Source organism: Bdellovibrio sp. HCB-162 (assembly GCF_047344985.1).
GTDB lineage: Bacteria > Bdellovibrionota > Bdellovibrionia > Bdellovibrionales > Bdellovibrionaceae > Bdellovibrio.
On sequence record NZ_CP178861.1, the window covers coordinates 1995819 to 2017902 of the forward strand.

24 protein-coding genes and 1 tRNA gene are annotated in these 22084 nt (G+C 44.8%); 7 read left to right on the forward strand and 18 right to left on the reverse strand.

Features of this window, described 5'->3' with window-relative positions; translation table 11 throughout:
* The first annotated feature begins 19 nt into the window (after positions 1-19).
* Positions 20-1219, forward strand: coding sequence for a DsbA family protein (locus ACLSSO_RS09765; RefSeq protein ID WP_413942649.1), 1200 nt, complete (start codon positions 20-22; stop codon positions 1217-1219).
* Positions 1220-1288: 69 nt separating this feature from the next.
* Here ACLSSO_RS09765 and ACLSSO_RS09770 read toward each other — a convergent pair whose 3' ends face one another.
* Complete coding sequence (locus ACLSSO_RS09770) at positions 1289-1876, reverse strand: hypothetical protein (RefSeq protein WP_413942650.1); 588 nt, start codon at positions 1874-1876, stop codon at positions 1289-1291.
* 142 nt (positions 1877-2018) lie between these two features.
* On the opposite strand from ACLSSO_RS09770, the gene ACLSSO_RS09775 reads away from it, so the two are divergent.
* The gene (locus ACLSSO_RS09775) at positions 2019-3152 is read left to right on the forward strand and encodes a hypothetical protein (RefSeq protein ID WP_413942651.1); all 1134 of its coding nucleotides are present in this window, start codon (positions 2019-2021) and stop codon (positions 3150-3152) included.
* Here ACLSSO_RS09775 and ACLSSO_RS09780 read toward each other — a convergent pair.
* Positions 3149-3475, reverse strand: coding sequence for an STAS domain-containing protein (locus tag ACLSSO_RS09780; RefSeq protein ID WP_340591837.1), 327 nt, complete (start codon positions 3473-3475; stop codon positions 3149-3151). The two genes, ACLSSO_RS09775 and ACLSSO_RS09780, sit on opposite strands and share 4 nt — an antisense overlap.
* Before the next feature lie 87 nt (positions 3476-3562).
* Between ACLSSO_RS09780 and ACLSSO_RS09785 the strand changes: the two genes are divergently transcribed.
* Positions 3563-6049, forward strand: a complete 2487-nt coding sequence (locus tag ACLSSO_RS09785; RefSeq protein WP_413942652.1) for an LPS-assembly protein LptD — start codon at positions 3563-3565, stop codon at positions 6047-6049.
* Between the two features lie 193 nt (positions 6050-6242).
* Here ACLSSO_RS09785 and ACLSSO_RS09790 read toward each other — a convergent pair whose 3' ends face one another.
* The 10 genes from ACLSSO_RS09790 to ffh form a co-directional block, all read right to left on the reverse strand.
* Positions 6243-6581 (reverse strand): hypothetical protein, encoded by a 339-nt coding sequence (locus tag ACLSSO_RS09790; protein ID WP_413942653.1) that lies wholly within the window; start codon positions 6579-6581, stop codon positions 6243-6245.
* A gap of 32 nt (positions 6582-6613) precedes the next feature.
* The gene (locus tag ACLSSO_RS09795) at positions 6614-7066 is read right to left on the reverse strand and encodes a YraN family protein (protein WP_413944819.1); all 453 of its coding nucleotides are present in this window, start codon (positions 7064-7066) and stop codon (positions 6614-6616) included.
* Positions 6951-7643, reverse strand: a complete 693-nt coding sequence (locus ACLSSO_RS09800) for a ribonuclease HII (protein ID WP_413942654.1) — start codon at positions 7641-7643, stop codon at positions 6951-6953. The genes ACLSSO_RS09795 and ACLSSO_RS09800 overlap by 116 nt, the downstream gene beginning before the upstream one ends.
* 160 nt (positions 7644-7803) lie before the next feature.
* Positions 7804-8184 carry a 50S ribosomal protein L19 gene (gene rplS / locus ACLSSO_RS09805; RefSeq protein WP_413942655.1) on the reverse strand — a complete coding sequence of 127 codons (381 nt, stop codon included), beginning with the start codon at positions 8182-8184 and terminating at the stop codon, positions 7804-7806.
* Between the two features lie 48 nt (positions 8185-8232).
* Complete coding sequence (locus tag ACLSSO_RS09810) at positions 8233-8814, reverse strand: RNA methyltransferase (protein WP_295904804.1); 582 nt, start codon at positions 8812-8814, stop codon at positions 8233-8235.
* On the reverse strand, positions 8807-9634 hold the full coding sequence (gene trmD / locus ACLSSO_RS09815) for a tRNA (guanosine(37)-N1)-methyltransferase TrmD (RefSeq protein ID WP_413942656.1): 828 nt from the start codon (positions 9632-9634) through the stop codon (positions 8807-8809). Before trmD ends, ACLSSO_RS09810 begins: the two co-directional genes overlap by 8 nt.
* A complete protein-coding gene (gene rimM / locus ACLSSO_RS09820; RefSeq protein WP_340591851.1) occupies positions 9634-10149 on the reverse strand; it encodes a ribosome maturation factor RimM in 516 nt (171 codons plus the stop codon). Before rimM ends, trmD begins: the two co-directional genes overlap by 1 nt.
* 109 nt (positions 10150-10258) lie before the next feature.
* Positions 10259-10498, reverse strand: a complete 240-nt coding sequence (locus ACLSSO_RS09825) for a KH domain-containing protein (protein WP_041875527.1) — start codon at positions 10496-10498, stop codon at positions 10259-10261.
* 70 nt (positions 10499-10568) lie between these two features.
* Complete coding sequence (gene rpsP, locus ACLSSO_RS09830; RefSeq protein ID WP_041875524.1) at positions 10569-10817, reverse strand: 30S ribosomal protein S16; 249 nt, start codon at positions 10815-10817, stop codon at positions 10569-10571.
* 69 nt (positions 10818-10886) lie between these two features.
* On the reverse strand, positions 10887-12218 hold the full coding sequence (ffh, locus tag ACLSSO_RS09835) for a signal recognition particle protein (RefSeq protein ID WP_413942657.1): 1332 nt from the start codon (positions 12216-12218) through the stop codon (positions 10887-10889).
* A 166-nt stretch (positions 12219-12384) separates the two neighbouring features.
* On the opposite strand from ffh, the gene ACLSSO_RS09840 reads away from it, so the two are divergent.
* Positions 12385-12666 carry a hypothetical protein gene (locus tag ACLSSO_RS09840; RefSeq protein WP_295904788.1) on the forward strand — a complete coding sequence of 94 codons (282 nt, stop codon included), beginning with the start codon at positions 12385-12387 and terminating at the stop codon, positions 12664-12666.
* 64 nt (positions 12667-12730) lie between these two features.
* Here the strand turns inward: ACLSSO_RS09840 and ACLSSO_RS09845 are convergent, their stop codons facing one another.
* From ACLSSO_RS09845 to ACLSSO_RS09860, 4 genes are read right to left on the reverse strand one after another with little or no spacing between them, the layout of a single operon-like run.
* Entirely contained in the window at positions 12731-13594 is an 864-nt protein-coding gene (locus ACLSSO_RS09845) for an MBL fold metallo-hydrolase (RefSeq protein WP_295904786.1), read from the reverse strand.
* A 42-nt stretch (positions 13595-13636) separates the two neighbouring features.
* Positions 13637-14410, reverse strand: a complete 774-nt coding sequence (locus ACLSSO_RS09850; RefSeq protein ID WP_295904784.1) for an ABC transporter permease — start codon at positions 14408-14410, stop codon at positions 13637-13639.
* Positions 14407-15327, reverse strand: a complete 921-nt coding sequence (locus tag ACLSSO_RS09855; protein WP_295904782.1) for an ABC transporter ATP-binding protein — start codon at positions 15325-15327, stop codon at positions 14407-14409. Before ACLSSO_RS09855 ends, ACLSSO_RS09850 begins: the two co-directional genes overlap by 4 nt.
* A 42-nt stretch (positions 15328-15369) precedes the next feature.
* Entirely contained in the window at positions 15370-16977 is a 1608-nt protein-coding gene (locus tag ACLSSO_RS09860) for a peptide chain release factor 3 (protein WP_413942658.1), read from the reverse strand.
* A 167-nt stretch (positions 16978-17144) separates the two neighbouring features.
* On the opposite strand from ACLSSO_RS09860, the gene ACLSSO_RS09865 reads away from it, so the two are divergent.
* Entirely contained in the window at positions 17145-18182 is a 1038-nt protein-coding gene (locus tag ACLSSO_RS09865) for a rhodanese-related sulfurtransferase (RefSeq protein ID WP_295904777.1), read from the forward strand.
* On the opposite strand, the gene ACLSSO_RS09870 is transcribed toward ACLSSO_RS09865, so the two are convergent.
* Complete coding sequence (locus ACLSSO_RS09870; RefSeq protein ID WP_295904774.1) at positions 18179-19150, reverse strand: hypothetical protein; 972 nt, start codon at positions 19148-19150, stop codon at positions 18179-18181. The genes ACLSSO_RS09865 and ACLSSO_RS09870 overlap by 4 nt on opposite strands.
* A gap of 90 nt (positions 19151-19240) precedes the next feature.
* A complete protein-coding gene (locus tag ACLSSO_RS09875; protein ID WP_413942659.1) occupies positions 19241-19738 on the reverse strand; it encodes a BON domain-containing protein in 498 nt (165 codons plus the stop codon).
* 206 nt (positions 19739-19944) lie between these two features.
* On the opposite strand from ACLSSO_RS09875, the gene ACLSSO_RS09880 reads away from it, so the two are divergent.
* Positions 19945-20021 (forward strand) — tRNA-Met (locus ACLSSO_RS09880).
* 109 nt (positions 20022-20130) lie between these two features.
* Positions 20131-22077, forward strand: a complete 1947-nt coding sequence (locus tag ACLSSO_RS09885) for a methionine--tRNA ligase (protein WP_413942660.1) — start codon at positions 20131-20133, stop codon at positions 22075-22077.
* Positions 22078-22084: the final 7 nt, after the last annotated feature.

Here is a 22084-nt window from a genome sequence, read left to right on the forward strand (position 1 = left end):
ACTACGTTTCAATGGGGACATGAAAACTACAGCTAGCAAAAACAAATTTCTTCTTTTGGCCTTGCTCACTACTTTAATCGCCGTGGGCGTTCATACTTACCTGACGCAACATTATTATGCGTTAAAGTTTGGCGGCGCTGAAGGTGGCTCCGTGTGCAACATCAACGAAGTGATGAACTGCGACGCTGTGACAGCCAGCAAGTACTCTGCCTTCCTGGGAGTCCCAATGGCGATGTGGGGTGTTGTTACCAACATCGTACTTCTCTACTTCCTTGCAGTGACTCGCTTTAACATGGTTCAAGATCGCGCGAAAACTTCAAGATATGCTTTACTTATTTCCGGAATCACTGTTCTTGCGTCTGTTGTTATGGGCCTTATCTCAACAACGATGTCTAATCTTTGCATCTTCTGTTTAAGTGCCTATGCCCTTTCAATCATCGGCTTCATCGGTATCTGGATGGGCGCAGAAGATGTGAGCGCTTCAAATCTTATGAATGATATCAAAGATATTTTTGTAACAGAAAGATGGGTTGGCGGCTTCTTGATCGCAATCCCGGCTTTCGCATTCCTGGCAAATATTATGTACCTTGAAAGCCATGGTTTTTCTGAAATCGAAAAAGTAGCGAAAGAAAAAATCGCCTACTGGCAGGCGTCCCCTCAACAAAACTTTGATCTTTCAGCGGGCCTTTCTTTGCAAAAAGGTTCTGGTGAACCTGTGATGACAATTGTGGAATTTGCCGACTTCCGCTGCCCGCATTGTAAGCATGCAGCTCCCTCACTCCATGCATTCACACAAAGTCATCCGGACGTAAAGCTTCTCTTTAAGCCTTTCCCTCTTGATGGCACATGCAACGAAGCGATCACGGGTGGTGGCGATGGTATTTCTTGCGGACTGGCTTCCGCAGTGATGTGCGCAGAGAAAATGAGCCAAAAAGGCTGGGCAACTCATGACTACTTCTTTGAAAATCAAATGGAAGTTATTCAGGCTCAGAACTTAGATAAAAATCTTGAAGATGCTTCTAAGGCTGTGGGACTTTCAGCGGATGAACTTAAAGCATGCGTGAAAGATCCGGGCACTCAAGAGTTGATTCGCAAAATGGCGAACGAAGGAAAAACAGCACAGATTCAAGGAACTCCGACTGTGTTTGTTAATGGAAAACTTTTAAGTGGCGGCCAGTTGATTCCGATTTTGGAAGCGGCTTATAGAAGTTTAAAGTAATTTATTAGATATTAAAGAGCTACTTCAGCTACGGCGGCCGAGCCGCCTGTGCTGTGTGGCGGTCCGGCTTCAAAACCCGATTTTTTCAGCAAGGAAATTGGCGACTTGGCCAAAGATGTCGTCGAAAACAAGGTAACTTGTCTTCGCAAGACCATGAAAGACATCAAGCCAGAATGCCAAAATCACGATTCCTAAGGCTGCAAACCATAAAGCACGTACAACATAAATCGTCGAACGCACATCTTGAATGCGAAGATCACTGTGAATTTTCTCAACTATTTTAAGGATATACTGAAGTTCCTTAAAGTGTTCTTTAAATTTCTCGCGCAACTCTTGTTGTTTTGCTCGAGTTAAAGAATTGATTCCCGGAAAGCTGCGCTTAGCTTTAATAGCGTAAATCAGATCAACACCGTGATGAATGTAGCGGGTGATCTTGGATTGAAAGTTTGGATACTCCGAAGGCTTTTCTAAAAAGCCCTTGAGCTCCTCGATGGCCTTGTCATAGCGCTCATCCAAAACCCACGTCAAAATATTAAAACGCAGTGAATCCGGCTTTCCCAGCTCAGTTCGATCAAAGCCCACATCAAAAAACGCGGAATCTTCCTGCTTTTTTACGTCGGGTGCTGCATTGTTTTCTTTAAGTGCTGGTACTGACATACCTTTTCTTTTCGGAATTCCATTCGATAAATGAAGCCTTTTTAGCGATACCTTAGTCTAGTCTTGCGACCTTAGTTTGACTAAATCCGCCTCATATTGAGAAAATCAAGGCTGGGCGACCTAGACTTCATGGAGGAGGGCTATGGAAACCGAATCTTTCCAGACGGCGAAATTAGGACATCTCGATTTTGAATCGGCAGAAGCCGCACAGGCGACAGTGGGACAAATTCCATTGCCGGATGAGCTTCCACGCAGAAACGATTTCAGTCATCTCCCCAAAGAGATTTTGAAATCATCCACTGTTGAAAATTTGATTTCACAGAATGAAGACTTGATGGCAAGACTTAAAGTTTCTTTGCGTCGTCTTTCTATTCTGGAAACAGAAAATCAAAAACTAGCTGAAGAAGCCAACAAAGCCCGCATGTCCCAATCTTCTGTGACAGACCAAATTCTTGTCTGGAAAGAAAAAGACGGTTTGTGGCGCCAAAAAATCGATCAGCTTGAAAGAGAAAAAGAAATCCACACAGAAAAACTCCGCGCTCTTCAAGAAAAAGTGCAACACATGGGTGCTGAACTCACGCGCCATGCGAAGTACCACGATCGCATTAAAAACCAGGTAAAGCCTTACATCTCTCAGTTAAAAGAATACTCTCGCACGCAAGATTTGAAAGTACAGGAACTTGAAGGTTCCCTTGCACAAAGAGAAGCGCAGCTTCGCGATCTTCGTCATCAGATTATCGAAGTGACGAAGAATTCTCGCTATCAAGTGGAAGCTTCCGAGAAAAAAGCCCAAGAGATGGTGCAGTTCTATGAAGAACAAATTCAAGGTATGAACCGCGAACTTCAAATGCTTCACGGAATCCAAGAAGAATTGGAAGTGAAGTCGATGAAGTTGCACTCTGCCCTTGAGCGCCAAGACGCTCTTGAGAATGAAATCGTGACACTTCGCCGCACTAAAGAAGACATGAAAGAGCGCTTTGAAAAAGAAATCGAGCGCCAGCAAGAGCGCATCAGCGAACTTTCTCGTCAAAACCAAAAATTAGGGGTGGAGCACGCCGATCTGCAAATCCGCGTTGTCGAAGACCAAGAAAGAATCCAAAAGTTGGAAAAAGAAAGTTTCCAATACATGGAGCAACTTGAAAGTCTTCGCTACATGTGGAATGCCAAGAACGAAGAACACGAAAAGCTCAAAGTTGCAGTCTCCGCTTTGGAGCGTCTGAACCTTGAGCTGAGCCAAAAACTCAACGAGTTGCGTAAACAGGACGCTTCTGTTTAGAAGCTTTGCAGGGCGTTTTCGATACTCTCGTGCACTTCAAGATTTGCACATTCAGAAAAACTAAAAAGACGTTGGAAATCCGGGTTCAAACCCGCGATTTTCGCGTTGAGTTTATTTGAAGAATTAAGTTCATTAAGAACACCAAAGAAGTTTTGAATTCCAGAAGATCCCACGAAATTCAAATTTTTCATACAGAAGACGACTTTTCTCTGAGAGAAATTCTGCAGACACGCTTTTTTGAAAGATTGTGTTTTTTCAATTTCGATGCGACCGCTCAAAGACACAACGGTGATATCCCCGTCGAGCACGAGTTTAATTTCCATGAAAGACCTCATTCTTTGGATTAACTATCACTCCTCTTTTCGGCAGGGATTTCTGACGTTTTGAGTCCAAAAAGAGGCCAGGGTTTTTTGGATTTCAACCTCGACAAACGCCCAAGGGCTCCATACAATAGTTCGGGCGGCTTGGGCCGTAGAACTGGACTGGTATTGCATCGTTGGATTTTCTTCTTTTCATTTCTAGCAGTGTCCCTTTTTGCGGACACTCCTTTGTGGGCTGCCGAGGCTGCTCCCACAGCTAAAATCCATGGCATGTTGATCAACGCCGAAAGCATGTTTGGCGACAACGAAAAAGACACCGCCGAACTTGAGGGAAAAGTTCAAATCGTTTTTCAAGGGCAACATCTTAAGGCGGATAAAGCCCGCGTTTATCGCCGCTCTCGCCAAGTAGAACTTTACGGCAATGTTGAAATCATGGATGCAAAGAATACCATTGTCGGCGATCAAGTCTTTTTAGATTACGAAAACAATACAGGTGTTATTTATAACGGCTACGTTCAATCGGGATCGGTGATGTTTGCAGGAACTCTTCTGCAAAAAACCGGAGAGTCCGAATACATCGTAAACACCGCAGACTACACCGCGTGTACCAACTGCCCTGCCTCATGGAGTTTTTCAGGAACCACTGTGCGCGCAGAATTGGGCGGCTATGCTTACATTAAAAATGCGGTCTTGCGTTTTGGTCACGTCCCCGTCTTCTGGCTTCCCTACTTGATTGTTCCTCTTAAAAGTGACCGCCAATCAGGACTTCTGACTCCGAATTTCGAAGTTTCCGAAACGGGGGGGTTTGCTTTTTCAATTCCTTACTTCTGGGCTATTTCAAGAAGCAGTGATGCGACGATTGAAGCCAAAGACTACGCCAAGCGTGGTCTCAAAGCGCTCTTTGAATATCGTTATGTCCTCAATGAAAACTCAAATGGCTCCTTAAGTGCCGCGAGTATTTTCGATAAAGCCTTTGCGGATGACCCGCGTTTAAATACCTACCGTCCCGCAGGCGAGCGAAACGATCCGATTGATCGTTGGTTTACGCGCTACAATCACTACTATGAAATGCCCGACGGCGGAGTTCATCGCGCACAAATAAATCTTGCGAGTGACTTACAATACCCCAAAGACTTCCCGGAAGAGACTTTGAACTTCGGGGACTCTGCCATGGAAAATCGTGTTTCCTACACGAAGAACAATCAAGACCAGCACTACAGCGTTGATTCGTCTTACTACGTGAATATGCTTCACGGAAATCCTCTTGCAGGCAATGAAGATGCCGTTCACCGTTTGCCGGAACTCCGCTTTGCCCAGGCGCAAAAAAATATTGGCGACACCAATCTTATTTACTCTTTGGATCTCACTTACACGAACTTCGCTCGCTCGGGAAATGCGTACGATGATATGGAAGAGGTCATCATCGATGGAGCTAAAGTTCGCTTCCCGAAAAACACATGTCATTCACCAAAATGGGAAGACGATCCAAATTGTAAACGTATTTACGACGGCACTTACGATCCTTCCATTGATCAGATTCGCACAGGCCAACGCTTGGATTTCCGCCCGACACTTTATTATCCCATTAAGATGGGCGAAGGCTTAGATCTTTTACCAAAGCTCAGCTATCGTGAAACACATTATAACTTTAACGTTGAAGAAAATCCGTACCTGGTTCGTCGGTATCTGCGCACAGAACTTAGCACGCGCATGAATTTCAGCCGCATCTACGGAGACACGGTCAGTTCCAAGGCGACTCGCTACAAGCATGAGATCGTGCCCGAGATCACGTACAGCCGTCTTCCTTGGTTCTCTCAAGAGAATCATCCGTTCTTTGGAACGGGAAATCTTTCCGATGCACCGTACTCATCTCGCGATGGTATCAGTGACTTGGATATCGGCAGTGATTTCGGAGTGCAATTTGACTATAACGACCGCGTCTACGACCGCAATCTTGTGACGGTGTCTTTATTAAACAAAGTCACAGAAAAACGCTGGGTCGGAGACCGCCCGGAATATCGTCAGATCGGTTATTTAAAACTAGCGCAATCCTACGATGCTTCTCAAGAAGGTCGCAGTACCGAGAATTGGTCAGACCTCACAGCAACATTGGATATGCGTTTAGATCACTTCCAAACGTATTCCATCTTTAACTATTTCCCTTATCAAAACGTGACCAACGCATCTTCGCGCGTGCGTTTATTGAATGACAAGGGACAATTCTTCCAAGTGCAACTGACTCGTCAGTACAAGATCACACCAGGACAACCTGTGGATACCAGCACTCGTCAGGAAGATTATACTTTCTCTGCCGGATTTATTTCTCGCTACATCAACTTGATGGGTAAATTCGTTTACGATGCCAATTGGGCTGAAGCAGAAAACGGAAAACAAATTAAATCGTGGGCCTACATCGCACAATACAAGCCACCTGGTGATTGTATGTTGATTACATTTATTCACGAACAAGTCGTCGGCAGTGACACGAGATTTAAGCTCAACTTCGAATTTAATTTCGATGGAACGCCGAAGCCGCCGCTTCCTCCAGAGGCGTTGGACGCTTACGGATTCTACTAAAATATAAGTATGCATCCCGTCGGCTCGGACAGTCCTCGCGGACGCGTCCCTCTGGGACTGCTGCTGTGGAACTCGCCTTTGGGGATGCATACTTATATTTTAGTAGAATCCCCAATGTCTTTGCTTCGGACAGCCTTGAAGCTGTCTCGTGTTGAACTTCTTTGAACTGTTTATTCTTTGCAGATGCTTCGCCTTAGAATGAGAAGACGGTGCTTGTGACTTGCACTCCGTCTACTGTGCCTTTGTTGAAGGAAGGCATTATTGCGAAGTCCGGCTGTTGGTATTTTTCTGGTTCTTTGTTTATTTTGTAAACGCCGTAGGCGATTCCAGCATAAAGGCCCAATGATGCGCCCTTCGCTACGTTATTCCATGAATCACTGGGTTTATCTGTGAATGCGAGACTTACAACTCCGGCGCCTGCGCCCGCTAAGGTTCCCCAGGCGCAACTTTTTAGGAATTCTTTGAGATCTTGCGCTAAGACTGTTTGGGCTTGGAAAACTAGGATGCAGATTAGAAGAGTTGTTTTTCTCATAATCTATTCTCCCCTACTTTGGTGCCCTTTCGTCAACCACTGATGTCTTCGATGATTGTTACGACACCTTCTTTTGTGACGAAGGCCCAGTGAGCTTCCACCAATGAATCCAATCGCTCTGCTAAGAATTGCAGCGCTCGCAGTTGACGAGTTTTCTGTCTTTGTGAAATTCGATGCGGTTGAAAATCAGCGATGTTGGCGGTTTTCACTTCGACCATCAGAGCATGACCTTCGGGAGTTTTAAAAATCAGATCCACTTCGGCAAACGGTGTTTTCACTCTTTGAGCGAGAAGTTCGTAACCTTTGCGCTCGTAAAATTTTTGAACGTGTTTTTCGGAATCAAGCCCACGCTCGTGGGCCCAGTATGCTTTAGGCTGTGACGTATTCTTTAACGCCGGCGAAGGATTTTCTGTGTACTTCGCACGGGCCGTGCGCGACGATGCTGTCCATGTGGACTTGTGTTGAATAGCCTTTGTGCGTTTCAAATCCATAGACAGGAAACTTTGCTCCCAGTTCTTTCATCAAACGGTCTCGGGCCACTTTCGCCACAATAGAAGCTGCCGAAATCGGAGCCACTCGCAAGTCACCTTTGACGATCGTCGTTTGTTCAAAACCTTCAAGCCCTGGGATTTTCATGTTGCCGTCGATCAACACGTGACCAGCGGCAACACCCAAGCTTTCAATCGCACGCTTCATCGCTAGCAACGACGCTTGAAGAATATTGAGTTCATCAATTTCTTCCACCGTTGCATAACCGATTCCCACCTGATGTTCTTTTAAAATAAGTTCGGCCAACTCTTCACGACGTTCTTCGGATATCAATTTAGAATCTGTGACAAGATCAGTAAGAGCATCTGATTTAAAAATGACAGCTGCCGCATAGACAGGCCCCGCAAGGCATCCACGCCCTACTTCATCAACGCCAATCACAGGTGTCGGTGAAAACTCACGCCAGTCCACTTTAGGATATGCTTCCTTCTTTGCGGATTTTTTCTTAGCTGGTGCCTTAGATGATTTCGAAGATGCGGATGTCTTAGATGCTGTTTTTTTAGATACTGCCATAGTTCGCAGATATTAGACATAGAGCTGGTCTTTGGTCACTGCAGAACTATTTGCGTAACAACTTTAAGAAAAAGAGAAAAGGGAGACGGACAAAAAAGAAAAAGACCTAGAACGTAATGTCCTAGGTCTTTCGAATGTAAAAACAAACTTGGCTACAGAATTACTCTGCTTTATCAGCAGAAGAAACAAGCTCAGATTCGATCTTAGCTGCTTTACCTTCAAGTGCACGAAGGTAGTAAAGCTTAGAACGACGTACTTTACCGATAGTCACAACTTCTACTTTATCAAGAGCAGGGCTTGCGAATGGGAAAGTTCTCTCAACGCCAACACCAGCAGAGATCTTACGAACTGTGAAAGTTTTTTGAGCGCCAGATCCTTGGATCTTAGTTACGATACCTTTGTAAAGCTGAACGCGTTCTTTCTCACCCTCTTTTACTTTAACGAATACGTTAACAGTATCACCAGAGCCGAACGCTTGGATGTTTTTGTTAGCAGCTTTAACGCTTACACGACGAACGAGGTTTGTTTCTTTAGTAGCCATTGCTTAATCCTTGTAGCAGTCAATTATCTCAAAAAGTAAAATAAGGGTCTACCATGGACCCATTACGCGGTCAAGACAGATACTTACTGCCGATCTCACAGAAAGATGGCGGTAATCATTGGGGGGAGCCCCTCGAATACTCTCAAGAACTCCAGAGCAAGACCCAATCAGTTCCTCTGTCATGCCAAAGCCAGTACCAAATAGCATAAAAACGGGTTTCTTTTCTACATGCATTTGATTGCGCAGCTCAGCAAATGAGTATTTTTTCTTAGCCCACTCGACTCGCGCCGAAGTTGCAATCGTCAGACAGTCCGGAACATTCCAGTCTGCCAGGGCTTTCTCTACACTCTCAGCCGTTTTAACGGGGCCTAGAGCCGTCTTTCTCATGGGATTGAACTTAGAGCCTTGCCCGGTTCTCCAGTGGTCTAAAACCCGTTCTACAAACATGAGCTGCTCTTGCATGGGATGGATGATGTAATATTTTTCCACCCCATAAACCTGAGCCGCCCGGGCAATGTCATGGATATCGAAATTCGTGATATTCGTCGCCACCGTTTTCTGCAAACGATCGCGCACGGGATAATGAACCAGTCCTATAGCAAGTCGAGGAACATAGGGAGTCTCAGCCATTTAAATCTTCCTCACGCACATCTTCTAAACCCAAAGCTTGTTTTTCTTGGGCCGACATCTGAGAGAAAAATTCCTTGAGCTCTTTTAACGGAGGCCCTGTCTTTTTCTTCTTCTGTGCGTAATACTTTTCGTTTTCTTTTTTCAAATATTCTTTAAATAAATCCGGACGCTTTTTCAAAGTCACCAGAGCCGACACTTTGTGTTTCCACTCTTCAATGAGCTTGTGATTGCCACTCAATAAAACTTCCGGAACTTCTTGATTCAGATACTCCCGCGGTCTGGTGAAATTAGGATGCTCTAAAAGCCCCTCTGAAAAACTGTCTTTTTGAGCGGAATCGTCGTGGCCCAATACTCCTGGGATAAATCGCGCCAGAGCATCAATCACAACAAGGGCGCCCAACTCACCGCCTGACAACACGTAGTCACCGATTGAGAGTTCTTCATCGACATACTCATTGATAATTCGTTGATCAATTCCGCCGTAACGGCCACAGATAAAAACCAAATGCTCTTCTTTAGAAAGTGCACGAGCTGTTTCATCTGTCAGAGTTTTTCCTTGCGGAGACAGATACACAACCTTCGAAGTCTTATGTTGCACTTTCTGAATTGTTTTTTCGAGAGTCTCAGGCAGCATGATCATACCATCGCCGCCGCCAAAAGGACGGTCATCGACTGTGCGATGACGATCGGATGCGAATTCACGAGGTGTATGCGCTTTAACGGACAACAGATCACTCTTTAAAGCCTGACCCAAAACACCGTGAGACACGGCGGTTTCAATCATCTCAGGAAAAAGAGTGATCACGTCAATCGTTAGCATTAAGCGTTCTCGATATCCAAAAGCCCTTCAGGCAAATCCATCACGATAGATTGATGTTTGAAATCGATTTTCTTGATGAAAGCATCAACGAACGGAATTTCTGCTTTTTTCCCTGCGATATCGACGACCAAAAGATCTTGAACACCGTTGGAAGAAAAACCCACGATTTCACCCAATACGACTTGTTCAGGATTTTTCAATTTGAAGTTCAAAATTTCAGAAAGATAAATGCCTTCACCTGGTTTAGAAACAAAGAGGTCGTCATCAACGAAGAACTCCATGTGCTCAACACCTTCAGCAGCCGTGCGATCCGCAATTTCTTTTGCTTTCACGATAAAACCTTTTTTGAAAGGCTTCGTTCTTTCCACAGAGAAATTATTGATCTCTTCAGAACCTTTAGCTTTTAAGCCAAAGTTTTTCATTTTCTTTGCCCAAGTGATGTCGCCAGAAAAAATGACAACATAAAGATCCCCTTTGAGACCATGGGCTTCGCGAACTTTTCCAACCAACTTCATTTTCATACTCCAACTAACTCTGCTTCAATTCAGCACCGAAGACGCCGAAACGAGAAAAGGGGTTGTTGTTACAACCCCTTCCTAGAGAAATAAATCTATTTGCTTAAGCTTATTCTACGATATCTAAGTGATAACGTTTGTTCAGCTTAGTACCAGCTGCACGGATAATTGTTCTCATAGCCGCAGCAGTTTTACCTTGCTTACCAATCACTTTACCGAGGTCTTCTTTATCAACCTTCAAAGCAAGAAGTGTAGTTTGCTGACCAGGGATTTCATCAACTTCGACTTTTTCAGGTTTGTCCACAAGGGACTTTGCCATGAATTCTACGAGGTCTTTCAAGCTATCCATAATTACCCCCAACAGATAGTACTTTACCTACCCGATATTCTATCGAATTCGGGTACGTTGCCAACCACTATTATTTAGCTTGAGCCAATTTGATAACGTGTTTTACACGGTCTGTAGGCTGAGCACCTTTTTTGATCCACTCTTCAACTTTAGCTAGATCAAGCTCAACTTTTTTGTCGTTACCCTTTGGAGTTGGGATGTAAGTCCCAAGAATATCAAGGAATTTACCAGTAACGTAACGACGAGAGTCCGCCACAGTGATGCGGTATTTAGGATCATGCTTAGCGCCCATACGAGCCAAACGAATTACAACTGCCATTTATTCAACCTCATGTATCAAAAACAGTAAGACCAAGTGTGTACTGTGTTCACAATTAAATATCAAGCTTTAAAATGGGAACTTCATCCCACCTCGACCCATTCCCATTTTCATGAGCCCGCCCATCATCTTTTTCGCATCCTCAAACTGCTTTACCAGCTTGTTCACGTCCTGAACTTGAGTCCCGCTACCTTTTGCGATTCTCTGACGACGCGACGCATTTAAGACCTTGTGATTGTGGCGTTCTTCATAAGTCATAGAACGGATGATGGCTTCAATCTTTTTCATTTCAGCATCCGGAGGGGTCATATTCTTAAGCTGTTTGCTCAGCTCCCCCATGCCCGGTAAAAATTTCAAGATACTCTCAAAGCCGCCCATTTTTTTGAGCTGCTGAATCTGAGTCAGGAAATCTTCCAAAGTGAATTCGTTCTTCATGATCTTTTTTGCAGAATCACGAGCCGATTTTTCGTCGATCACTTCTTGAGCTTTTTCCACCAAAGAAAGAACGTCACCCATATCGAGGATACGTCCTGCCAAACGGTCTGGATGAAACACTTCAAGAGCAGAAACTTTTTCACCGACGCCGAGGAACTTAATAGGAATTCCCGTCACTTCACGAATAGACAAAGCCGCGCCACCGCGTGCATCCCCGTCTACCTTCGTTAGAATCAGACCCGTCAGAGTCAAACGCTTATGGAAACCCTCTGCGACATTCACGGATTGCTGACCGAGCATCGCATCGGCAACAAGCAGAATTTCTTGCGGAGTCCAGATGTCTCTTAGACGGCCGAGCTCTCCCATCAATTCTTCATCAATTTGCAAACGGCCTGCGGTATCGACGATCACAACATCAACCAGGTTGTCCTTCGCCCATTGCTTAGATTTTTCCAAGATCTCTTCAGGCTTCATTCCTACTTCTGTTGGGAAGGTAGGAATGTTGTTTTGACGACCTAATGTTTGCAACTGATCAATCGCCGCTGGACGATAGATATCGGCAGGAACAAGTCCCGGTTTTTTTCCTAGTTTTTGACGAATATAAAGGGCCAATTTCGCAGCGGACGTTGTTTTACCCGCCCCTTGCAGACCGACTAAGAAAAGCACGCTAGGGTTTTCACGCACGTTGATATCAACGGCTCCGCCACCCAAAACGTTTACGAGTTCATCGTGAACGATCTTAACGAACATTTGGCCTGGATTGACGTTTTGAAGAACGTCAGCCCCAAGGGCTTTGGCTTTTACTTTATCAATAAATGTCTTAACGACTTTGAAGTTCACATCGGCTTCAAGAAGACTTAAGCGGATTTCTTTGATGACGTCTTCAACATTGGCTTCCGTGATCTTGCTTTGCCCACGGACCTTTTTAAGACTCGCCATGATCTTGTCAGATAAATTCTCAAACATGTGAAACTCCCGAAGGAAGTCTATTTAACTCATTGGGATCAGAATGACAAAGAAGCCTGCGACTCGCTGCATCCATAATCTCCCTGTAGAGTTTATAGATGCAGCGCATTGAGTAGATCAATCGGACATCTTTATGGATATGAGAGACGCAAAAAGGGGCAATACTATGAAAAAAATCATTCTTGTATCTGTATTGGCAGGAACTTCAGCACAAGCTCAACTTGTGACTTCAAATTCTGCGGCGTTGGAAGGTTTAAAAGATGCACGCAAACAACTTGAAGTGCGCACTGAGAATCAAATCCTAGAAAAACTGGAAGCGGCTCGCCTTGAAGACGAAAGAAATCGTCGTCAAAAATTCGAATCATTGAATTTCAGCGTTGTTAACGACGGCACACAAAACCAAAACACAAGTACGGCTGTTCAACAACCAGCGACTGTTACTTACTAGTTATCTTGAAGCCCCTCCGAAGGACGGATTTACTCTTCGCTGAGATTACGTAAGTCCGTGCCTTTTAGAGCTTCATCAAATCCACAAAAGCTGCCACAGCTTTAGCATCGTGACTCGGAACAATTAAAAGCTCTGGATACTTTTTATGAAGAGCTTGAAGTTCTTTGATGCGCTCTAAAACTTCATCTGAGTTTGTATCCGCAAATTTTCTTGAAAGCCAAAACTTCGGAAGTCCATTATTCAGAGCTTCTGAGTTCCACACAGTGTCTCCGACAAGAAACGCACGTTTTTTATTGCTGATGTTGATGAAAAGTCCTACCGAGCCTGGCGTATGCCCTGGCATTCCTACTAACACAAGACTTCCGTCACCGAAAATGTCGCGACTTTTTGAGTAGCCCTCGTACTCTTTGCGTTCAAGTTCATATGTTTTCCACGGAGTTTTATCTGAAAACAGTGAGGGAAACACCGCGGGAGAAGCGCCTTTGATTTTTGTGAATTCCAACTCTTGAGGAAGTATTTCGACGGGCACTTCGGGCATATCCGCAAGTCCGCTGACGTGATCATAATGCACGTGCGATACGATAATGCGCTCTGGTTTGATGTTCAGATTTTTAAGCTGATCAACAGCCGTCTCTTCTTGTTCAAAACGAGTCGCAAGTCGCGCCCACCAAGGCATGTCTTGCACTTGAGTCTTCGCTGTTTTTCCTAAGCCAGTATCAAATAAAAAATTTCCTTTGGGATGCTCGATCAAAAATGCCGGATGCACCATGGGAAATTTCTTAAACCAGGAGCCACCTTGAATGGTCGATCCTTCAAGAGGTGACGCCGTTCCGGTGTAAAGAACTGTCACCTTTATCTTTTCGTTTTGAGACCATGTCGGAAGACTGACGACAATTCCGCCTAGGAAAATTAGCAAAAATCTTTTCATAATTTCTCCTGTGGAACAACTGACGTCTTTGCGACAACCATTTTACCAGCGCTGGAAAGAACCTTTTTTAAGACTCCAATGCGCAGCCAAATAAAAGAAAACAAAACCGATCAATGAAATCACAGCGGCCGTCCAGACATTGACGTCGCTGACTCCCAAGATGCCGTAGCGAAGACCGTTAATAAGATATAATAACGGATTGGCCTTTGAAACCATCTGCCAGAATGGATGAAGATGTTCGATAGATAAGAACACTCCGCCTAAATAAGTTAGAGGCAATAAAATGAACGCCGAGAATGCCGATAACTGATCGAAGGTCGTTGCCCAAAAGGCAATGCTGATACCGATCATTCCGAAAATCAATCCCGCAACGATTAAGAAAAACAATGTGATCATGGGGTGCGCGATGGCGAGCCACTCCCCTTGTTGATAAAGCATAAAAGCTGAACCTACAATGTAAGTGATCAAAGCGACGATAGAGCCGCGAACTAGGGATCCGAGACTCATGGCCCAGATGATTTCCCGATCTGTTATGGGTGCCACGCGAAGATCTTCCAAGTCGCCAGAGAATTTTGAAGACACGATAGATGACGAAGAGTTTTGAAAAGAGTTATTGATAAGCCCCATCATCATAAGACCTGGAATCAAGAACGCCAAATAGCTTACACCTTGATGAGCCGCCATCTGTTCACCCAACGACACACCAAAAATCAAAAGATAAAGGAACGAAGACACAAAGGGAGTAATCACCGTTTGCACGATGACTTTTAAAAAACGCGCGATTTCTCGGTGAAAGATAGTTACGAATCCAGTCATAGAGGCGCCTGCACTTCTTTCTTTTGGCTGACAAGTTTTAAGAAGGCGTCTTCAAGATCCCCTTCCTCAATTTGTATGTCGCGAATAAGTTCTGTCGGAATTCCCACTTCGCTAATAACTTCGCCTAAAGGTTTGTTTTGCGGAACAACGAAGAGATATTCCTTCCCCACGACATCCACTAAGTACGATGACGCTACTGAGAAGTTTTCTGTCAGAATCATGCGGATTTTTTTATGCGTGTACTGACGAATGATTTCTTTTGTATTTCCCAAACACACCAGTGCACCGAGGTTGATAATCCCCACACGGTCACAAAGTTGCTCCGCTTCCTCCAAGTAGTGCGTCGTCAGAAGAATTGACATGCCTTCATTGCGAAGCTCTTGAACGAACTTCCAAAGATCTTCACGCAGACGAATGTCCACACCTGCTGTCGGCTCATCAAGAAGCAGGAGCTTTGGATTGTGAACCAAGGCTTTGGCAATCATCAGACGACGCTTCATTCCACCGGAAAGTTGTTTTACTTTTTTGTTACGGTGTTCGTACAAAGCAAGTTTATGTAAAAGAAAATGAATACGCTCCGTATTTTTACGAAGCCCGTAGTAGCCCGAGTGAAATTCCAAAATTTCTTCCACATCAAAAAAACCAGAGTTGATCACTTCTTGATGAACCACGCCGATTTGTCTTTTTGTGAACATCGGATCTTTGGTGACGTCCACGCCAAAAACTTTCACTGTTCCTGACGTGGGTTCCTCCAAGGTTGTGATCGCAGAAATAATTGTCGTCTTCCCTGCACCATTCGGCCCTAAAAGGCCGAAGATCTCTCCGCCTTTTACGTCGAAGGTCACACCTTTTACAGCTTCTACTGTGCTATCCTTGTATCTTTTTTTAAGGTCGAGGATTTCTAATGGAAGAATCATACTACTCCAGTTCCGGCAGCTGAGCCGCCTGCACTCTGTGCACTAGCGCGCCCGCGTGATGCTTGTGTGGAACTCCACTGTTGGGTTTTCGCGTTTAAGCCAGTTTAAATCCCATTCTTGATTTACCAGCACCACAGGGTTGTATTGCAAATCGCGGAACATATTCGCTCCACCTTTAAGTTCGGCAACGGGTTTTCCTTCAGCCGTTCTTGGCCAACGAGCAACTCCATATGGCAGACGATTGAGTTTTACTTCCAAATTGTATTCATCTTGCAAGCGACGCAAAAGAACCTCGAATTGAAGTTCACCGACCGCACCAATGATTGGATCTTGTGGACCAACGATAGGATCAATGAATAATTGAATCGCACCTTCTTCGGATAAGTGATTCAACGCCTCTTGCATTTTCTGACGTTTCAAAGCATCACGTACTGAAAGACGGCCAAAAAGTTCTGGCGCAAATTTTGGAATATCTTCGAAGTGAATTTTACCTGAAGCATAGACACAATCACCAATAGCGAAGTTTCCTGTATCCCCCACGCCCACGATATCGCCGGCGTAAGCATCATCGACAGTTTCTTTATCGGCTGCGACGAACTGACTCGCATAAGACAAACGCAATTCTTTGTCGTGACGAGAGTGCTTTACTTTCATGCCGCGCTCAAACTTCCCTGAGCAAATACGAATAAAGGCAATGCGGTCTCTGTGACGCTTATCCATATTGGCTTGGATTTTAAATACAAAGCCCGTGAAGTTCGCGTCACACGGATCAATTTCTTTATCGTCCTTCGTATGACGCGCTTGTGGGCCTGGCGCATACTGAGTGAAGAATTTAAGGAACGTGTCCACACCGAAGTTTTGTTTCGCAGAACCAAATGTCACCGGAGAAATCGTACCGTCGAGGAACTCATTCACATCAAACGGTGGAAGAGCGCCTTCGATAAGGTCCAACTCTTCAAGCACTTGATCTGCGGACTCTTTGTCGAGGTATTGATAAAGAATCTGGTCGTCTTTGCCTTTTTCAAATGGAATGATTTTGTAGTCTTCCACTTCTTCACGGCGTTGATCGTAAATCCAAATCTCTTTTGTCAGACGGTTGTAGATACCACGGAAACGCTGACCGATACCTAAGGGCCATGTCACCGGGTAGCATTGCATATTCAGCGTTTTTTCAACTTCATCAATCAAAGTGAGAGGATCTTTACCTTCACGGTCAAGCTTGTTCACGAACGTGAAAATAGGAACTTTGCGCAGACGGCAGACTTCATAAAGTTTTTTCGTACGTTCCTCAACTCCCTTGGCAACGTCGATCAACATGCAGGCAGAATCCACCGCCATCAAAACGCGGTAGGTATCCTCAGAGAAGTCTTTATGTCCCGGAGTATCGAGAAGGTTTACACGCAAGCCCTCAAAATCGAACGTCATCACAGAAGACGTGATCGAGATCCCCTTTTCCCGCTCCATCGCCATCCAGTCCGAAGTCACAGCTTTACTTCCCTGCTTCCCCTTCACTTCTCCGGTCTCGTGGATCACGCCACCGTGATAAAGCAATTTTTCGGTCAAAGTCGTCTTACCCGCATCCGGATGCGAAATAATGGCAAAAGTACGACGGCGTTGGATTTCTTTCTGAACCTGAGGTGTGGCGAGCATTTTTGTTCCTTTAAAGGCTTCTTTTTACTTGGGAAATCCAAAGCTTACAAGGTATTGCCGCCCCGCATAGATAATACTTGATTCCTTTTCTTCAGAACCTTATAACCACAGACGAACTTTCAACTCCCCTGGGTTTGGAGCCCTGGATGGACAACTGAGGTGACAATATGTCTTCGACTTCGGCCTATTATGTTACGGCTTACTACAAATTTCAAAAACTTACGAACCTAGAGCAAATCCAAAAAGATCTCGAAACAAAAGCAGATGAACTCAACGTCAAAGGTCTTGTGATCTTGGGTGAAGAGGGCTTTAACTCCACATGTGCGGCTTCTTCGGTGGAGTCTTTCAATGCTTGGAAGCTGTTTATTCGTGACTATTTCTCAGCTCCCAATTTGTTTTTCAAAGACTCTGAATCCGAGAAAGCTCCGTTTCGCCGTTTTAAAGTCAAAATCCGCGAAGAGATCGTAACAACAGGAATCCCTGAGATGATGCCTCCTGAGGGAAAAAATCATCATCTTACTCCGACCGAATGGAACCGTGTTTTGAAAGAAGAAAATGATTATGTGATGATCGATACTCGCAATTGGTACGAGTATAAAATCGGAACTTTCAAAGGTGCTTTAAATCCGAACATTGAAAAGTTCACGGATTTTCCTCAGTACATCGAGAGCCAAGGAATTTCCAAAGATAAAAAAATGCTGATCTTCTGCACGGGCGGTATTCGCTGTGAAAAAGGCATTTTGGAACTGCAAAAACAAGGTTACGACAATGTTTTCCAGTTGGACGGCGGTATTATCAACTACATGAAAGAATACCCGAACGATCAATTCGAGGGAGAATGCTTCGTGTTCGATCACCGTGTGGCTTTGGATCAAAATCTTCAGCCCTCAACGAAGTACGGCCTTTGCCCGCACTGTGGTCAGCCTTCTGAAGTTAAAATTTCATGCAAGCGCTGTGACTCGGAAGAACTGATTTGCGTGGAGTGTTCAGAGCTTGAGTTTAAGAAAGACACTTGCTCTAAGAACTGTGCTCATCAATACAAACTTCATCCGGGCAAAAAAGGTCCAAAACAAGTAGTGCCTTTTGAAATCGAAAAGTTAAAAGCTGAGGGTGCTGATGAAATTCCCACGATCCGCGTTTCTAAAACGAAGATCGTCACTGTGAATGAAAAAGGCGAATCTCAAACTGTCACAGCGAAAAACTAATTTTTCGCTGTCGGCTCCTTCTGCGCTTTTTGAATATCCTTGGCAAAAAGTTTCACAACCCAAGTGTCGTTGATCGTCACTTGGGAATTTGAAAGATTCAGTTTCACTTTTGAGCGGTAATTCGGATCATAGCCGATGGATTTTGGATCAATTCCGGCATCTCCTAAAAACTTCAGCATTTCTTTTGAAGCTTCATCGGCATTATAGACACCATCGTCAGTCACATTCTTTTCCATATCTTCGCAAAAAGTTAACGTAGCAGCGTCTTTGGCAAGAGCTGGTTTTTGAGCAACAGCTTTCGCCAAATGATGAAGGTTGTAGGTTTTTTGTAAGATGACATCCATATCGTCTTTGTGATCTTTTAAGAAATCTCCAGCGCGATAGATTTCATAGTAGAATTCGGCCTTTTTAAGAATCCCGACGTCTTTTGTTTCTTCAGCCTTCATGATCATCTCGACCACGGACTGCATGCCTGGCGCGCGGAAAATGTAGCGCAGAATCGGAGCCGCTGTTTCGACCAACGGATCTTTTTTGTCTTGAGCTAATGACTCAAAGAAATATTTTGCAGACGCATTTTCAGGATCACGCAAGAAATGGCTTTCAGAGGCCTGCGCTAAATTACGGCAGCCTTCAATCATGGGCTTGCGAGGATCCGCAAAATCCTCAAGAAGAACTTTAGCTGTGTCAGAGGCAAGCTTCTCTTTGGGAGTCGATGCTTGTTGTGCAGGATTTGCTTCAGTTTGATTGGTATCCACTTCTTCAGTCGCTGCCTCTTTGTTTTCAACGGCGGCCGCTGTTTGGCTCGCGGAGGCCACAGAAGATTTTTTCAATGCTGGAGGCGTGAGAGATTGTTTTATATCAAAAGCCGAAGGCAGTTTTGAAAGTCCCCAAAACAACAATCCGCCAAGGATCAGAACAATAACGGCCAAAGAAATGGAAAGAATTTTTAAAATATTTTTCCCGTTCATACTCACTCCTCTTGAGTGAGCTCACTCAACCATGGATTTTTAGAATTGGCAATGGATCCAGTGCGAGGAGCTAAGAACTCCTCGCTGGCTTTATTGAAAATACTGCGCCCCTTTGCCTTGCAAACTGGAAATGTCACCGGCGTTTTCGTATTTCGTTAATTCATCTTTAACAGACTGCACTCCTGGAACCTCTTCCACGCAACTGATGAGTTCTTCGACTTCATGTTGCAGAATAGGACCCGAAAGGGTTACGACTCCATCAAGCACAGAGACTTTGACAGCACGAGCGTGACTCACCTTACGTCCAAACGCGGATCTCACGCGCTTTTCAAGAAGAGTGTCGCTGACCTCTTCTTGCCTGCGGTGACGCTCGAACTCTTTTTTAACTCCGAGAGCTTGGTTTTTAAGATTCGTCGAAAGCTTCTCACCTCGACTTCGTATCCTTTTTGTTAAACTAAAGAACTTGTCACGAACCACAGCCCGCCTTTGGTTGCCTCTTGTCGGATCTAAAAAGTACATTGCTGCCGCTCCCACAGAAGCACCAATAAGCAGACCTATGAAACCATATGATTTATTTTCTGTTTTCATATTCGCTCCTCACTCCGGTGACCTCTGTGATGAATTTTGAAGCAAAACGGAAGGTGTCGGCAGTACTGATCTGCATTTTCGGAAAGAATCAAAGCAGAGTTCTTGTTTCTTTCGACATATATTTTGATACGCGGTATTATCTTAGAAAAAGAAATATAGCCATTGACCCAAGGGTTCTTTGCACATATACCTATATTTCAATTTATCGCGGGGTGGAGCAGTCTGGTAGCTCGTCGGGCTCATAACCCGAAGGCCGTAGGTTCAAATCCTGCCCCCGCAACCAATAAAGGCTCGATGGTAAACCATCGGGCCTTTTCCATTTTCAGGGCTTTGATCTCTCTTCGTTGCCACATTCGTGTATTTTAGCTAAATTAGAGCTTTTAGGGGTCACTATGCAGCCAGGATCAAAACCAGAAAATAAATTCGCTCCGCCGACTGATGTGAAGTCAGTTCTGAATATGTACAAAAAACCAAAGAAAGTCGTGGTGACTGCGGGTATGCCGTATGCCAACGGACCTTTGCATTTGGGACATCTTGCGGGAGCCCACGTTCCTGCGGATATTTATGCACGCTGGATGCGCATGTTGATTGGCGACGAGAATGTCCTTTTCGTTAACGGAAATGATGATCACGGCTCTACAAGTGAAGTGGCCGCGGTTAAAGCGGGAAAAACAATTCGTGAGTTTATCGACACGATTCACGAACAACAAAAAGATACTCTCAAAAAATATTCTATCCGCACGGATGTTTTCACGGGCACTTCCCGTCCGGAAACATATCCCCTGCATGAAGCGTATTCTCAAGATTTCTTGCGCCGTCTTTTCAAAAACGGAATGCTGGAAAAACGTATCACGAAGCAATGGTACGATCCGAAGATGAATCGTTTCCTTCAAGATCGTTTCGTGCGCGGGACTTGTCCTAATTGCGGCAACACGGAAGCTTACTCTGATGAGTGCGATGCATGCGGAACGCAATTTGATCCAAGCACCCTAAAAGATCCTCGCAGTCAATTGAGCGATGCAATTCCTGAGTTGAGAGACACCGCTCACTGGTGGCTTGATATGTGGAAAGTCGCTGATCCTTTGAAAACATGGATTGAGACTAAAACAAAAGCGTGGCGTTCAGCGGTGATTCAAGAAGTGACGAACACCGTTCTTATCGGCTGCCGCTTTGAAAATGTTCATGAGGCAAAATACAAAGAGATCAAGGACACTCTTCCTAAGCACAAATCACGTTATGTGGCTGGAAAAAAAGTAGAATGCCTTTTTGAAAACAAGGCCGAGTTGGCAACGGCTCAAGCTGCTCTTGAATCTCACGGCATTCCGTCTGTCGTCACAGATAAATGGGGTTACCGCCCGATCACTCGTGACGTGTCTTGGGGTATTCCCGTTCCAGCGGAGCTTGATCCAGACATGAAAGGCAAAACACTTTATGTGTGGCCGGATTCTTTGATCGCTCCGATTGTTTTCACGCAAGTGGCTCTGGAACAATCAGGTCGCAAGAAAGAACAATACAAAGATTTCTGGTGTGATCCGGAGGCGACGGTTGTTCAGTTCCTTGGACAAGACAACGTGTTCTTCTACGTGATCATGCAAGGGGCTATGTGGTTGGGACACACCGATCATCCGCTGCAACTGCCACAAAAAGGCGATTTGCAAATGACGGAAATCTTAAGCTGCTACCACTTGATGGTGAACGGCGAAAAAATGAGTAAGTCGACGGGGAATTTCTATACTGGTGATCAACTGATTGAGATGGGATATTCTCCGGATCAGGTTCGTTATTTCTTAGCACTTTTAAGCTTGCCGGTGAAAGCTTCAAACTTTGATTTCGAGCACTTCGCTGAGAGAAATAAATTCTTAGCAGGTCCCATGAATGCGGCATTTGAGAAACCTATCTCTGCTTGTCACTCGAAATACGATGGCAAGGTCCCTGAAGGTAAATTGATTGGTAAAGCAGAAGCCGAAACGGTGAAGCTAGTACAAATGTATTTGCGCTCAATGCAAAAGGGCGACTATTCGACATTGCTCGGGCAAATTGAAAACTACGCGCGACAAATCAACTCTCTTTTCACTCAGTACAAGCCGCACGATGACCGTGCGCCTGAAGCGGAAAGAAAAGATGCTCTTTACACGTGCTTCTACGTTTTAAAGAACTTGATGATTATGCTGAATCCTTTTGTTCCAGAGACGATGAATGAACTTCGTAAATCTTTGAACCTACCTGAAAGCGTTTTACGCGCTGAAGAACTTGGAACAGGAATTCCTGCGGGTCATGTGATTGAAGCAAAAAGAACGTACTTCCCTGCTGTCGCAGAAACAGAAACGTCGGGTTCATAACCCGACG

Excerpts from the sequence above, each read along its gene's own strand:
- ACLSSO_RS09765 (WP_413942649.1), top strand. The coding sequence starts at position 20 with ATGAAAACTACAGCTAGCAAAAACAAATTTCTTCTTTTGGCCTTGCTC.
- ACLSSO_RS09770 (WP_413942650.1), bottom strand. The coding sequence starts at position 1,876 with ATGTCAGTACCAGCACTTAAAGAAAACAATGCAGCACCCGACGTAAAA.
- ACLSSO_RS09775 (WP_413942651.1), top strand. The coding sequence starts at position 2,019 with ATGGAAACCGAATCTTTCCAGACGGCGAAATTAGGACATCTCGATTTT.
- ACLSSO_RS09780 (WP_340591837.1), bottom strand. The coding sequence starts at position 3,475 with ATGGAAATTAAACTCGTGCTCGACGGGGATATCACCGTTGTGTCTTTG.
- ACLSSO_RS09790 (WP_413942653.1), bottom strand. The coding sequence starts at position 6,581 with ATGAGAAAAACAACTCTTCTAATCTGCATCCTAGTTTTCCAAGCCCAA.
- ACLSSO_RS09800 (WP_413942654.1), bottom strand. The coding sequence starts at position 7,643 with ATGGCAGTATCTAAAAAAACAGCATCTAAGACATCCGCATCTTCGAAA.
- rplS (WP_413942655.1), bottom strand. The coding sequence starts at position 8,184 with ATGGCTACTAAAGAAACAAACCTCGTTCGTCGTGTAAGCGTTAAAGCT.
- ACLSSO_RS09810 (WP_295904804.1), bottom strand. The coding sequence starts at position 8,814 with ATGGCTGAGACTCCCTATGTTCCTCGACTTGCTATAGGACTGGTTCAT.
- trmD (WP_413942656.1), bottom strand. The coding sequence starts at position 9,634 with ATGCTAACGATTGACGTGATCACTCTTTTTCCTGAGATGATTGAAACC.
- rimM (WP_340591851.1), bottom strand. The coding sequence starts at position 10,149 with ATGAAGTTGGTTGGAAAAGTTCGCGAAGCCCATGGTCTCAAAGGGGAT.
- ACLSSO_RS09825 (WP_041875527.1), bottom strand. The coding sequence starts at position 10,498 with ATGGATAGCTTGAAAGACCTCGTAGAATTCATGGCAAAGTCCCTTGTG.
- rpsP (WP_041875524.1), bottom strand. The coding sequence starts at position 10,817 with ATGGCAGTTGTAATTCGTTTGGCTCGTATGGGCGCTAAGCATGATCCT.
- ffh (WP_413942657.1), bottom strand. The coding sequence starts at position 12,218 with ATGTTTGAGAATTTATCTGACAAGATCATGGCGAGTCTTAAAAAGGTC.
- ACLSSO_RS09840 (WP_295904788.1), top strand. The coding sequence starts at position 12,385 with ATGAAAAAAATCATTCTTGTATCTGTATTGGCAGGAACTTCAGCACAA.
- ACLSSO_RS09845 (WP_295904786.1), bottom strand. The coding sequence starts at position 13,594 with ATGAAAAGATTTTTGCTAATTTTCCTAGGCGGAATTGTCGTCAGTCTT.
- ACLSSO_RS09850 (WP_295904784.1), bottom strand. The coding sequence starts at position 14,410 with ATGACTGGATTCGTAACTATCTTTCACCGAGAAATCGCGCGTTTTTTA.
- ACLSSO_RS09855 (WP_295904782.1), bottom strand. The coding sequence starts at position 15,327 with ATGATTCTTCCATTAGAAATCCTCGACCTTAAAAAAAGATACAAGGAT.
- ACLSSO_RS09860 (WP_413942658.1), bottom strand. The coding sequence starts at position 16,977 with ATGCTCGCCACACCTCAGGTTCAGAAAGAAATCCAACGCCGTCGTACT.
- ACLSSO_RS09865 (WP_295904777.1), top strand. The coding sequence starts at position 17,145 with ATGTCTTCGACTTCGGCCTATTATGTTACGGCTTACTACAAATTTCAA.
- ACLSSO_RS09870 (WP_295904774.1), bottom strand. The coding sequence starts at position 19,150 with ATGAACGGGAAAAATATTTTAAAAATTCTTTCCATTTCTTTGGCCGTT.
- ACLSSO_RS09875 (WP_413942659.1), bottom strand. The coding sequence starts at position 19,738 with ATGAAAACAGAAAATAAATCATATGGTTTCATAGGTCTGCTTATTGGT.
- ACLSSO_RS09885 (WP_413942660.1), top strand. The coding sequence starts at position 20,131 with ATGCAGCCAGGATCAAAACCAGAAAATAAATTCGCTCCGCCGACTGAT.